Annotated in this window: 10 protein-coding genes and 1 pseudogene; 1 reads left to right on the top strand and 10 read right to left on the bottom strand. The window is 44.5% G+C overall.

What is annotated here, in order from left to right:
• Positions 1 to 509 precede the first annotated feature (509 nt).
• Positions 510 to 1,850, top strand: coding sequence for a lytic polysaccharide monooxygenase (locus NYE54_RS01625; protein WP_339269522.1), 1,341 nt, complete (start codon positions 510 to 512; stop codon positions 1,848 to 1,850).
• Positions 1,851 to 1,952: 102 nt separating this feature from the next.
• Here NYE54_RS01625 and NYE54_RS01620 read toward each other — a convergent pair whose 3' ends face one another.
• From NYE54_RS01620 to NYE54_RS01575, 10 genes and pseudogenes are all read right to left on the bottom strand, one after another.
• Positions 1,953 to 2,957 (bottom strand): AI-2E family transporter, encoded by a 1,005-nt coding sequence (locus NYE54_RS01620; protein WP_339273359.1) that lies wholly within the window; start codon positions 2,955 to 2,957, stop codon positions 1,953 to 1,955.
• 373 nt (positions 2,958 to 3,330) lie between these two features.
• Positions 3,331 to 4,125: a sensor domain-containing protein gene (locus tag NYE54_RS01615; protein ID WP_339269520.1), complete on the bottom strand. Its 795-nt coding sequence runs from the start codon at positions 4,123 to 4,125 to the stop codon at positions 3,331 to 3,333.
• Between the two features lie 212 nt (positions 4,126 to 4,337).
• Positions 4,338 to 5,663: an NAD(P)/FAD-dependent oxidoreductase gene (locus NYE54_RS01610; protein WP_339269518.1), complete on the bottom strand. Its 1,326-nt coding sequence runs from the start codon at positions 5,661 to 5,663 to the stop codon at positions 4,338 to 4,340.
• 32 nt (positions 5,664 to 5,695) lie between these two features.
• Entirely contained in the window at positions 5,696 to 7,000 is a 1,305-nt protein-coding gene (locus tag NYE54_RS01605) for an NAD(P)/FAD-dependent oxidoreductase (RefSeq protein ID WP_339269517.1), read from the bottom strand.
• Between the two features lie 729 nt (positions 7,001 to 7,729).
• On the bottom strand, positions 7,730 to 8,341 hold the full coding sequence (locus NYE54_RS01600) for a VWA domain-containing protein (RefSeq protein ID WP_339273357.1): 612 nt from the start codon (positions 8,339 to 8,341) through the stop codon (positions 7,730 to 7,732).
• Positions 8,342 to 8,521: 180 nt separating this feature from the next.
• Positions 8,522 to 8,989, bottom strand: a pseudogene (locus NYE54_RS01595) (TerD family protein); the annotation flags it as partial.
• A 483-nt stretch (positions 8,990 to 9,472) separates the two neighbouring features.
• Positions 9,473 to 10,078: a response regulator transcription factor gene (locus NYE54_RS01590; protein ID WP_054404444.1), complete on the bottom strand. Its 606-nt coding sequence runs from the start codon at positions 10,076 to 10,078 to the stop codon at positions 9,473 to 9,475.
• A complete protein-coding gene (locus NYE54_RS01585) occupies positions 10,079 to 11,251 on the bottom strand; it encodes a sensor histidine kinase (protein ID WP_339269513.1) in 1,173 nt (390 codons plus the stop codon).
• Complete coding sequence (locus NYE54_RS01580; protein ID WP_098741436.1) at positions 11,252 to 11,995, bottom strand: ABC transporter permease; 744 nt, start codon at positions 11,993 to 11,995, stop codon at positions 11,252 to 11,254.
• Positions 11,996 to 12,021: 26 nt separating this feature from the next.
• Positions 12,022 to 12,927 (bottom strand): ABC transporter ATP-binding protein, encoded by a 906-nt coding sequence (locus tag NYE54_RS01575; protein WP_339269511.1) that lies wholly within the window; start codon positions 12,925 to 12,927, stop codon positions 12,022 to 12,024.
• Positions 12,928 to 13,277: the final 350 nt, after the last annotated feature.

The following is a 13,277-nucleotide window of genomic DNA, read 5'->3' as shown; positions in this document are numbered from 1 at the left end:
CGGCTTTACGGCTATTTTACTTCACACAGTTTCGGACTAGATTTTAACCATAAAAAATGCGAAAACCCGCTCTATGGGCGGGTTTTATCTATGGAGCCGAGGGGAGTCGAATCCCTGCATCGAAAGCGAAACCCCGACACCCCGTAACGTCAGCCTGAATGTCTTCTTCAGTTAATCCTGGGAGAAGATGTGGATGTTTCACACTCTTCTGGTTCTCATTAACTATTGCAGTGCACAAAAGCCTGTTATAAAATGTTTTTAAATTACTTTTAATTCCATAATTATCCTAAAATGTGATCCGCTTATATTTTACCACCTACGTCAGAAATCCCCTCTTATTCACCAACACAATCATTTATTACACCAACCATTAGTTATTTATGTTTACTTATTGAGCATACATATTGACCTGGAAGGAGGTGAGAAAACACGTCGTTATGCCATCAAGGTACGAATGATCGTTTGGTTCTTCGTGCATAGTTTATCTAAAAGAGGAGGTTTTTTTATTGATGTTAACCCTACGTTTTCCCAATTCCGGACTCATTAAGAAGGTCTTGGCTGGCGGTCTATTAATGACGCTCGCTGTTATGACACTATTCTTATTCGAGTCCAAAGCATCCGCTCACGGATATGTAAGTAATCCTTCCAGCCGTGCGGATTTATGTGCAAGAGGAGTCAATACGAATTGTGGACTTATTATTTATGAACCGTATAGCTTAGAAGCAGCAAAAGGATTCCCGGCAGCAGGTCCAGCCGATGGTAAAATTGCAAGTGCTAACGGCTTGTTCGCTCCACTTGATCAGCAATCCGCAACTCGTTGGACAAAAGTAAACATTTCACCTGGACAAACGACTTTTGACTGGAAGTTAAAAGTGCCGCATGCTACAGCTAGCTGGAAATACTACATTACCAAGCAGGACTGGGACCCGAATGCACCATTAACTCGTGCATCCTTCGACTTAACCCCTTTCTGTAATGTACCGTATAAAGGGATGCCATCCAATACTTATTCCGACACTTGTAACGTACCGAGCAGAACGGGGTATCAAGTCATCCTCGCTGTTTGGGAAATTGCGGACACAGGAAATGCATTCTATAACGTTATCGATGTGAACTTCACCGGTGGTGGAAATCCAGATACAACAGCGCCAACTGCTCCGACAGGAGTAACAGCTTCCAATGTCGCAACCACGAGTGCAACAATTTCTTGGAATGCTGCTACTGATAATGTTGGCGTTACGAATTACCGTATTTTTAACGGCTCAACCCAAATTGGTTCCACAAGTGCATTGAATTACAATCTAACAGGCTTAACACCGAATACAACTTATAACATCACCGTTAAAGCAGTAGATGCTGCTGGGAACATATCACCCGCCAGCAATCCTGCATCCTTTACCACACTAGCTGTAGTAGGTCCTGATACGGAGGCTCCTTCAGCACCTACAAGCTTACATGTGATGGGTACAACTACATCTACTACAGTGCCTTTAATGTGGAATGCTTCAACGGACAATGTGGGTGTAACTGGCTATCAAGTGTTCCAAGGCTCGACATTAGTCGCTACGGTTTCGGGTTCAGCGCTTGAATACACGGTTACAGGCCTGTCGCCAAATACGGCTTACTCCTTTACGGTAAAAGCTCTTGATGCCGCTGGCAATGTATCCGCTGCTAGCAATATTGTCAATGTAACGACACCTAGCGCACCTGTCACATACCCTGCCTGGGATGCATCCACGGTTTATGTTGGTGGCAGCAAAGTAACCCATAACGGTGTGAACTATGAAGCGAAATGGTGGACTTTAGGTGAGACTCCAGGTGGAGCCGACGTGTGGAAAGTCATTCCTTAATCTTCTGACTTTCATAGAAAATGACTACAGAATTTTCTGTAGTCATTTTTCTTATCTTATATTTATCCCATCCAGCTAATATCCGCATGGAGGACTCCGAGGTCAGGATTCTTCTTTATCTTCGTTGTGCTGGAAATGATGACTTCTAGGACTTACGTTTTCTCCTGAAAGCTGTACAGCTTCTTTTTTTGATGATACCGCGTTGCTTTGATCGACTTCAAAAATATCGAGCAGGAACATAAAGATCGGAATCCCGATAATAAGCCCCCAGATCCCCATGAAGTGCTGGGAGAAAATAAGAACAATAAAGGTGTAGAACATCGGCAGCTTCGTTTTGTGAGCATACAGCTTCGGATTTAAGAAGTATGTCTCAACTGCATGGATGAGCAAAATCATGACAATCGCCCAAATGACGGTTGAGATACCACCAATCTGGTAACCGATAATACTGATTGGAATGAAGGAAATAACAACACCGACTACCGGGATAAGGCTTAGTAAAAATACCATAATCGTTAGAGCGAACAAGTAAGGGTAGCCCAAAATCGACAACCCGATAGTCGTTAGAATCGTGTTGAACAAGGCGATCATCAGTTGAACCTCGATCACTTTACCGAAGGAAGAGGTGAATTTTTTGCCAAAATATTTAAACTCATTGTAAGCCCAGCTTATTTTGCTTTTGCTCAACTTATCTGTAAAGTCATTGACTGTTTTCTTCTGGATTAAGTAGAAGTAGCTCAATACAATAACAAAAATGATAACCTCGGCCCATTTGCCTATCTTCAGAATATAATTTAATGCCTGGCTTCCGTATTGCTCTAATTCCAGCTTACCCAGCGCGGAGGAGACAAGCTCAGCAATTTCATCCGACTGAGGTGTATTCACGAATTTGATAATGGAAAAATATAAATCAGAAATTTGATTAATGAGCTTCGGAACATAATTGGCAATTCCGTATACAAGCCCAAATATTAAAGCCCCATACAATATCGTATTAACGACAATAGACGATATAGGAAACAGCTTAGATATTTTCTTCGTAATAAAGTGCTCTAGGCGTCCCATGACGAAGGTAACAAGAAACAGCAATAACAGCAAATTGAGCATACCTCTTAAGCTATAAAGCAATAAAACGACAAGTAAGAGGAACAGAATTCTTCTTACTATATTGTTAGCAAAAAACTCCCGCAAAAAATTCATTCGCTTCCCTCATTTAATTATATTTTAGTTATCTAAAGATTTACGGATGAACCTGGAGAGTCACAATACGAAAGACTTGACTTCCGACCGCTGTTGACAGCATGACATTACTTCAGTTCAATTATATATGAAAATTGTTACAATCGCATAGACAAAAGCCCGGCCTCAAACGGTCGGGTTTTTCATCGTATCTTTTAAACCTGTCAGACGAATTTCGCTAAGCTCTTCAGTTGTCCAAATAAATCACGCTTCAAGTAGTGGAGTTTAAAAAAGAGAGCTTCTAAAGCTCTCTTTGGGCTGGCTGCATCATCCCTTGAGTGGGGTGATCCTCTGGGTACTCGTAATATTGCGACTGAACGGGCGCATGTATGTGTGCTTCCATTGGCGGCACTGACGGCTGCTGATAGGGCTCATCCACATACATGATTCTACGAAGAATTTGCATGAGCCCATTCACGACGCGCAGCGCGACCCAGAAAAGGATAAGGCCAATGCCTACGTACAGCAAATATTGCTGATTATAAGTCCAATCTATATGAAAATAACTAAACACGCTATTCTCTAAAATATCAAGCTGCATTTCATTCATCAAAATGATATGGACGACTGGAAGAGCAATTAATCCGAGTCCTAGTGAAATCGCCGTTACCATAATAACAAAGAATACAATGCCTGTTACAAATCTTAATAATACAAGCAGCAGATTTCGAATGAATAACCCACCCTCAAAGTCTCTCACCATTCGCTTCAACCAGTTCTCCCCAACTTCAGATTGTCGATTGTAGGTATACGATACAGAAGGAGTAGGTAATCCTAAAATTTGTCTAATCATGCTTTGTTCAAAATTCACAATCCCATTCAACAACTTAGCTATTCCAAAAAACAGCGGTATTCCGATAAATATTGGAGTCAAACCGATGGATAGTGTAAGTCCCGTTATCGCTACTGTAAAATAAATAATCCCTAACGGGAGAGATAGTAAGAAATAGAGAATCGTTGCATAGGTTTTTGGATTAAAAAGCACCCAATTCACCTTGCCTGCCCGCGACGTTGCAGCCGCTTCTGTTGCCTTCATATTCAAACACCCCTTATGGCTAAGTCACGCTCCGAGTAATAAATCCATTATATCCGCTTTATTGGGCTGACATAACCGTCTTAGGGGGTATCTGAACCTAGACTTTAGACTAGGGACTGGCCCGGCTCAGATTTAGGTGCCCTCTACCTTAACCTTCTATATATTGCGCATTTAAATGCTCAACCACTTCTAGCATATTCTAAAAAATAATATCAATCTTTTTCCATGATGCCTCTAAGTTGATCAGCAAGTGCCACCGCGGCGGAATAGCCGGAGCTCCAGGCCCATTGCAGGTTATAGCCACCGCAATCCCCATCCACATCCATCACCTCGCCGGCCAAATAGAGCCCAGGCACGAGCTTCGATTCTAGCGTTCCTTCTCTTAACTCTGTCGTATCGATGCCGCCGGCTGTCGTTTGGGCATTCGGGAAACCATTGGTATCGGTCACGATGAAATCCCAATGCTTCATGAGGCGACACAAGGCTTTCCTGGTTTTCCACGATAGATCCTGACACAGCAGGTTCTGGTCCTGATCGATTCCCGCCTCTTTCAAGAGGATGGGGATCAGCTTCTTGTTTAAAATCCCGATTAGGGAAGCAGCCACCGTCCGGTGTCCGAACATTCCCCAATGCGTATCCAGAAAATCGACGACCTCTTCCTCTGTTCGGTCTGGCATCAAGTCAAGCGATAAGGTCACCGTTTCTCCTCTTGCGAGTTGATATGCAGCCTTTCGGCTTAACTGGAGAATCGGCGGGCCAGAAGCGCCATATTTCGTAAACAGAACCTCTCCATACTCACTGCGGATGACTTCACCATTTACAATGATATTCCCCCATCCCTCGAATTTAACTCCGGAAAGTTCATTCAGATATGGGCTATCCAGCTTCAATTGAACAATCCCGGGTACAGGATCGATCAGGGTATGTCCCAGTCGTTGGGCAAGTGAGTAACCGGAGCCATCCGTTCCTGTCTTTGGAGCGGTAAGGCCGCCCGTACAGAGGAAGAGATAATCGCTGGTATATGTGACCTTTTCCTCTGTTTCCGTCTGGCACACAATCGTGAATCGCGGATGTTCCTTCGACACGGTAACGTCCAATACTTTGGTTTTGAAGTATATCGGAACATTCCGATCCTCCAGTGCAATCCGGAAAACTTCTAACACCGATGCAGCCTGCAGCGACATCGGATACATTCGGCCATTCTCAATAGCGATCAGCGGAAGGCCGAGTGTGTTAAAGAAATCGACAGTTTGCCGAACGCCGAATTGCTGCAGCACAGGTAGCGGAAATTCCGCTTGATTACTGTGATATTTACTGGATAAATTGACCGCTTCGTCCGTACCTGTCGCCGTGGATTTGTTCGTAATGTTACAACGCCCATTACCGGTCGTTAGTACCTTCTTTCCGACCCGGTCGTTGCTTTCAATGATCGCAGTATCGATCCCTCGGTCTCGCGCAGTAACGGCGGCCATAAGACCTGAAGCGCCTGCACCGATAATGAACAGCTTGTGGTGCATAGTAGATTTCGACTTATACATAGGTGTTGAATTCATTCCTTTTTCTAATGGCTTCATCTAAAAATGCGTTTCCCTAACGCCATCGCGGCCGCATAACCGGAGCTCCAGGCCCATTGCAGGTTGTAACCCCCAAAGTCCCCGTCGACATCCATCACCTCGCCGGCCAAATAGAGCCCAGGCACGAGTTTGGATTCCAGCGTATCTTCGACGAGCTCTTTCGTAGCGACGCCGCCGGCTGTCGCTTGTGCGTACTCAAAGCTTTGGGTTTCGGTTACTTTAAACTCCCAACACTTCAATAACTTATAAAAGATCTTTTTGGTTTTCAACGAAAGATCTTGGCAAAGCAGGTTCGGCTCTTGATCAATTTTCGCTTCCTTCAGCAGGACGGAGACCAGTTTCTTGTGTAAAAAACCGACGAAGGACTCCGCGACCGTCCGATGCGCGAACGTTCCCCAGTTCGTCTCCAGAAATTCGATAACCTCTTCCTCCGTGCGGTTCGGCATCAAATCTACGGATAGGGTAACGGAGTCCCCTTTCGCGAGATGTATGGCTGCCTTCCGCCCGAGCTGCAGGATCGGAGGGCCGGAGAAACCGTAGTCGGTGAAATGAATTTCGCCGACTTCGCTGCGAACGATTTTACCATTTACAAGGAGGTGGGCTCGTCCCTGGAGCTTGATGCCCGATAGCGCCTTCTGATAGGGATACTTCACCTTCAATTGCACGATGGCCGGAACAGGCTCTACCAAGGAGTGCCCCATTCGCTGGGCAAGTGTATACCCAGACCCATCCGTCCCCGCATTCTGGCCGGTAAGACTGCCCGTACAAAGAAACAGGTATTCGCTGGTATAAACAACCTGCTCCTCTGTTTCAGTTCGGCATGTAATCTTAAATCGTGGATGATCTGCCGATACGGTGACATCCAGCACTTTGTTGTTAAGGTATACCGGAATGTTCCGCTCCTCTAGAGCAAGCTCGAAAATATCCACTACAGATGCAGCCTGTAGCGACATCGGGTACATTAAGCCCTCTTTCAATTTTGTAAGCGGCAGCCCGAGCACGTGAAAGAAATCAATGGTCTGACGGATGCCGAATTGCTGCAGCACAGGCAACGGAAATTTAGCCTGACTGCTGTGATACTTGCGCGATAAGACCACCGCTTCGTCGTCCGTACCCGTCGTAGTGGAATCGTTCGTAATATTGCAACGACCGTCGCCTGTCATTGAGATTTTTTTCCCAATCCGGTCGTTACCCTCCAGAATGGCGGTATCAATACCCAAATCCCGCGCAGTAACGGCGGCCATGAGTCCTGATGCGCCTGCGCCGATAATAATCAACTTGTGGTGCAAATAATCGTGCATGGTTGGTCAATGCACCCCTTGCCAATAGATTTATGTATAGAAATGTGATTTCTCTGAATGAAACTGCGCTATATCTAATTATAGCACAGGAGTATGCACCGCATAATCCCGGTAGAGTATTCGGTTCCATCACCAGTTTTAACGCCATCTGTACAACTCGGTCTTGGATCGACGGAATGCCGAGCGGGCGCTTGCGACCGTCTTTCTTCGGGATATAGTGGCGCCGTACGGGCTGTGGACGGTAGCGCTTCTGGAAGAGACATTCCCGGCATTCCGCGACTATGTATATTTAGAATTTCAAAGAAAATGGCTTTAGCGTTGATTAGATATGTTGAATTTCAATTCCACAACGCAAATAAAAGAACTGCTTTTACAACACTGGTTATATTCCTGCGATATAGTGGTCTGAGCTTCAAGATGGATACCGAGAAAGCCGAGGATTTCAAGGTAATATGGTTAATCATCGATTTGATCGTCAACAAGCGGCCACGATCATTGAAGATCATTGCATCATGATTTCAAAATAAAAAAATGCAAAAACACCATCCTCATGCGGATGGTGTTTACGAACCGTGGCTGTGCAAAACCAACAATTCGCGGAATGTGATGCTGAAATCGTTTGAGGAAGTTGAGTAGTCAACCTGTCTGCTTGTCTGCTCCTAAATAACATAGCCAAGACTTAACCATTGTTTCCCGCTAGCAGAATGGCAATGTAAAAAGGCTGCATGATCATCGAATAATCTTTTTCTCTGTCGCATCCTTGATCCACTTCGGAAATTCATTCAGGAGTTGGTCATACAACACTTCATCGGATACCGCCGAAATATCTTTCAAATGAATGAAATTTGCATTATCGACAATCCGCCCTTCCATCGTATCCAGTTGTTTTAGTACTTCAAAATCAGAATCTCCTATCCCCACGAACTGCCAAAATATTGGAAGAGTCGCAGAGTCTACGATCACTTTTTTAGTCGGCTTCACTACGCCTCCATCATTGATAAAGATAATGAATACAGGCAGGCTTGATTCCTCTTCGATGGTATATTTCTTAATAACATCCTCCATAACTCGAGGCTCATTATTGCGACCATACTTATGGATATTCGAATTATTTAAAATTTGAGTATTTACATAGGAAATGAAGTCTCGCTCCGTCACAGTGGGTAATCGACTGAATTCATGATCATAAACCCACACATCCAAAGCAGCATTGTCATCAAATTTGCTAGCTACCGCCAATATACGCTCAACAACTTCTTGGACCGTCCCATTCTTATACAAGGTCCGCATAGATCCTGTAATATCTAGCACGATGCCTACTCTAGCCAATAGATGGGTCATTTTCTTCTTTTCCAACGTGTACGCCACAATGTTCTTACGCAAATCTATTTTAGACAATACGATCTCTTCCGCGACTGCTACAGCTTCGACAATCTCTTCCGCCTGCTCGACCACAAGCCCATAATTCGTGCAAAGCGCAGCCAACCCCCCATAGAATCCACTGCCAATGGCATTAAACTTCCATTCCTCGTTATATCGGTACAACTCACCCACGACAATCGCTGTTTCCTTTGACAGATCATTCCCATATTCAAAACGAAATAATTCTTCTCCCGTAATCGTATCTACAAGCCGTAAATAAAAGTCTGACGCATCACTTATCGTAAGCCCATGCTCGTCCCCAGCATGAATAGTCACAGAAAGGGCTACTTTTGCAACGCTTTTCGGCAGTTTCGATAGATGCAGCTCAATAGTCTCTTGGTCCCCTTGAGTAGTTGCACTATGTGAAACTGCACCATAAAGATCAAAGGGATTCCCGTAAAAAATAAAATCCTCATCCCGCTCGCATCGATTCTTCTCCGATAAAAGAAAACATGCTGCATCGATGCTCATCGTCGCTTCCTTCTTCGTCCAACCAAATTGAAAACTAAGGGCAGTTAACTTTCTACCTTTTGTAATTTCTATCTTTTGCCCTTTGAGTAGATCCATAGGATTATCTCCCCTTTTTAATAATATATTCCAATTGTACATCAAAAGTAGAAGGAATACTTCATTAGTAAGATTCATTGGAATAGTCATATAAAAAAGAAGAGGATGTCATACTAGTCTCTACGAAATTTGCTGGCTGGCTTCAAAGGCGTCGTCACTGACCGGAAGTTCCAGCGGTTAGAGATTAGAAATTTCATCGTCAGTCACATATAAAAAATGATTGTCTATAAGAGTATGTGACATTATCTTAAAGCTGCATGTCCAGGAAATGCAAAAAAGCGACCGATCACGGTCGCCTTTTTATGGTATGTATGGAGGCGAGCCGTGGCTGTGTAAAACCACAATTCGCCGGAATGTATTGATTAGGTTACGGTATGCTAAGTAGCGGATCATAAAAAAGAGAGCTTCTAAAGCTCTCTATGGGCTGGCTGCATCATCTCTTGAGAGGGGTGATCCGCTTACCTCCATACCTCGGAGCTCTCCTTAATCCAACCATCCCTTGCTACGTGCGATATCTATCGCCTCGATCCGTGTATTCGCCCCGAGCTTCCCAATCGCTTCTGACATATAGTTCCGTACCGTTCCATAGGATAGAAACAGCTGTGCTCCAATATCTTGAAGAACTAAGCCTTGGGCAGCCAACTTCATGACTTCACGCTCCCTGGGTGATAATGGACATGGATCATCCCATACCGCGAGCGACAATTCTGAATTGATGACACGTTTCCCATCATAGACCCGACGAATCGCATCAGCCAATTCCTCGCTGCCCGTATCTTTGAGAAGATATCCATAAACTCCTGCCTGCATAGCCCGCTGGAAATATCCAGGACGCGCGAATGTCGTCAAGATGATGACACGAACAGCTAACTTATTTTTTTGAACCAATTCCGCAATATCTAACCCCGTTTTTAGTGGCATCTCAATATCCAAAACAGCTACATCGGGTTCATATTGCTGAATCATGGACATCACTTCTTCCCCATTTTCAGCTTGTCCGACTACTTCAATATCATCTTCTAACGAGAGTAAAGTTGCCAGTGCTCCCCTTAATAACTTTTGATCTTCTGCCAAAACAATACGAATCATCTAAGCACTACCTACCTTTTCATTTCGTATTACCCTAGGTATATGTAAGGTGACTTCCGTCCCCTTGCCTGAGGATGAGGACAGCGACATACGCCCGTCGATCATAACCAACCGTTGCCGCAATCCGGCGAGGCCATTACTGCTTGTATAGAATTGATCCATATCTGCCCCAATACCGTCATCACTTACAGATACACGAACTTCCCCTTCCTGAATGTCGAGAAGAACGTTGCAACTTGTTGCTCGGCTATGTCGTACCACATTGGTAATCGTCTCGCGAAAACACATCGCCAAAATCGTCTCCTGCAAGGGTGTTAACGGAAGCGGATTGTTCACTAATGCGTCTTCCGTCCCTACATTAGAAGGTCTGGGATCAGAAATCGATTGATATTGAAATAAAAGCGGTATGCCCGCAGCTGAACATAACGATACAGCATGCTTATATTCGTCAGCGAAGTATGTGACTTTCATCTCCGTAACCAATTCACGCATTTGTTTCAAGGCTGCGCGTGCCGTTTCTCGTATTTCACGAGCCTCTGCTATCGCTCTCTCGGGATGGCGATTGACCAATTTTTCAACGACTTCCCCTTTTAGTGCGATTAATGACAGCGTATGGCCCAATGTATCATGGAGTTCACGTGCAATCCGCTGGCGCTCCTCCTGCTGTGCCATTCGTTCAGCCGTTTCTGCCCGCAACCGCGCAGACTTCTGTTGAAATCGAGTCGATGTTCGTATAAGATACGGCAGAATACAGATGCCAAACATAGGCACCAGCCCTATCCATACTAGGCTGCCCATCCTCTCCAAGTAAGGAACAGCGATAAATCCCATAGCTACAGTGAAAACGATCGTTATAGAGAGTAATATCGGCAGCTTTTGTTTGCTCAGCGGAGCAGCTATCATAAAACCTATAAACGTATACATAGGGTGAAATACAGCTGCTAAAATTAAAAGTATACCCACCTGAACGATCAATATTGGCGTGGCCCACTTTGCATAAAAGTAGGATTGTCGAAAGGATAGAACGAATATGCCTAACAGAACAAAGCCAAGCCACTGTAGACTTGATGGCTCATAGAGTAGAAAGTACATGGGTATCATTAAATTTGTTAACAAAATATAAGGAGCGACTCCTTCCGATTTTGGAAAGAGACGCCACTTTTCTCTATTCAATTAGACCGCATCCCGTCGATTATATATATAGATTGATAGTAGCATAAAGAGGAGACCGCATCCTGTCAAAATTATGAAATCAATACTTGCTGGATTTTTTCCAGCGATCATATTCCATGCCCCATTGGCATAACGGTGAGATGGAAGCCATTCCCCGACCGAGCCCATCCAACTTGGCAAAGTACTAAGCGGCATCCAAAGCCCCCCCACAATGGCAAGTCCCATCTGTAATACATTTCCGATGGCAACGGAGGTATTCGCATTTTTAAGCGTTCCTAGCAATGCACCAAGCGCCAGAAAAGATATACTCCCAATCCATAACCATAGTCCGCATAAAATCCATTGCCCGGCTGTCAATTGTATATCATGAACAAGGCCAGCAGATAAAAATATAACTACAATGACGATCAAGTGAACAGCCATTTGCGATACAATTTTGCTGCCAATCCAGACTGCAGGAGATAGTGGAGTTAGCTTCAACAAGCGTACCCACCCATCTTGATGCTCGAACGATAGACGGATACCGAATTGAGATACGGCTGTACCAATCAAACTAAATGCAGTCATCGACATCAATGAAAAGACACCCCAAGTTGTTGATTGAATCGATTTATCTACACCATTCATACTCGCAAATAAAAAGTAGAAAGCAAGCGGCATCGCAATGGAGAAGAGTAAGAAAAATGGACTGCGGATAATTCGTATACTTTCTGCTTTGGTTTGGGCAACAAACATATGTAACATGGCTATTTTCCTCCTAAAAATGTTTATTATCGTATAATTGTTTGTTTATTTGAGCCTGTAAGACTTCGGAATGTATCTTCTAAGCTGGCTGATTGTATATCAATATCTGAAATTCCCCATTCAGACTGCATCAGTGTAAATAACAATACATCGGTCTCTTGAGCATACAGACGAATTCGCTCGCCGTTGCATTCTGCCTTTTCTACACCAGGTAATGTGAGCCATTCCTGATGGGCTGGCGCGTTCGCCGCTCGAAATGAAACGGTTCTAAGCGCTGTTTGAGCCTTTAAACCTTCTGGAGTCCCTTCCGCAACAACCTGTCCACTGGCGATTACTGCGATATGATCTGCGACAGCATCCGCTTCATCTAAATGATGTGTAGTTAAGAGTACCGTACGTCCGTCATTTGCCAGCGCTTGGATGGTGTCCCAAAAGCGGCCACGAGCCTCGATATCCATTCCGACTGTTGGTTCATCCAGCAGGAGAAGCTCTGGATTTCCCGCCAAGCTTTGGGCGAAAGCTAATCTACGACGTTGTCCTCCAGACAGCGAGGATGCGCGCCGTTTCTGATCCGCGTGGAGACCCGAAATGTCTAACAATCGCTCTAGCGACATCGGATTACGATAATAACTGCGGAACAATTGAAGCACTTCTTTGACCGTAAGTCCATCTGCAGCTTTAACATCCTGCATAAGCGCTCCGACGCGTTGCCGTAATTCTTTTGTTCCAGACGGCATCCCCAAGACCCTGACTTCTCCTGATGTTGGCTTGATCATTCCGAGGATCATGGAAATGGTTGTTGTCTTGCCTGCCCCATTCGGTCCGAGCAATGCTGTTATTTGACCTTTCTCAAATGATAGATTCATATGATCAACGGCACAGTAGTTGCCGAATTTCTTCACTAGATTTATACATTCAATCGCCTTTGTCATTTTGTACTAACCTCCGCTAATTTCTTCTTTCGTTACTTGATGTCCTCATTATATTGAAAAAGCGCGAGAACCAATTAGTGTGGGTTGTCACAAGCCGATTATGACAAATGTCAGAAAAAAGAAAGCAAAAAAGAAGGACCTCTAGGCCCTTCTTCAGCATAACGTGCATTTGACACTCTTTGATTGAGGTGCCTTGTTTTGCAAACTTATAGCTAAGGATTTTACACTTTTAATCGAACACAGCAAAAAACCACAATCTCTGAAGTGACCCCATTAATGATTCAACGGACAATGCGGGTGTAACAGGCTATCAGGTGTTCGGAAGGCGCGACATTAGTAGCTACAGTCTC

The organism is Paenibacillus sp. FSL K6-1330 (genome assembly GCF_037976825.1).
Classification (GTDB): Bacteria; Bacillota; Bacilli; order Paenibacillales; family Paenibacillaceae; genus Paenibacillus_AQ.
The sequence above is the reverse complement of the archived record's forward strand: the minus strand, read 5'-3'. Positions and strand labels throughout refer to the sequence as shown.

Bases quoted from the DNA above. Each gene is read 5' to 3' on its own strand.
- NYE54_RS01625 (WP_339269522.1), top strand. From the start codon at position 510: ATGTTAACCCTACGTTTTCCCAATTCCGGACTCATTAAGAAGGTCTTG.
- NYE54_RS01620 (WP_339273359.1), bottom strand. From the start codon at position 2,957: ATGCTCAATTTGCTGTTATTGCTGTTTCTTGTTACCTTCGTCATGGGA.
- NYE54_RS01615 (WP_339269520.1), bottom strand. From the start codon at position 4,125: ATGAAGGCAACAGAAGCGGCTGCAACGTCGCGGGCAGGCAAGGTGAAT.
- NYE54_RS01610 (WP_339269518.1), bottom strand. From the start codon at position 5,663: ATGTATAAGTCGAAATCTACTATGCACCACAAGCTGTTCATTATCGGT.
- NYE54_RS01605 (WP_339269517.1), bottom strand. From the start codon at position 7,000: ATGCACGATTATTTGCACCACAAGTTGATTATTATCGGCGCAGGCGCA.
- NYE54_RS01600 (WP_339273357.1), bottom strand. From the start codon at position 8,341: ATGACCCATCTATTGGCTAGAGTAGGCATCGTGCTAGATATTACAGGA.
- NYE54_RS01590 (WP_054404444.1), bottom strand. From the start codon at position 10,078: ATGATTCGTATTGTTTTGGCAGAAGATCAAAAGTTATTAAGGGGAGCA.
- NYE54_RS01580 (WP_098741436.1), bottom strand. From the start codon at position 11,995: ATGTTACATATGTTTGTTGCCCAAACCAAAGCAGAAAGTATACGAATT.
- NYE54_RS01575 (WP_339269511.1), bottom strand. From the start codon at position 12,927: ATGACAAAGGCGATTGAATGTATAAATCTAGTGAAGAAATTCGGCAAC.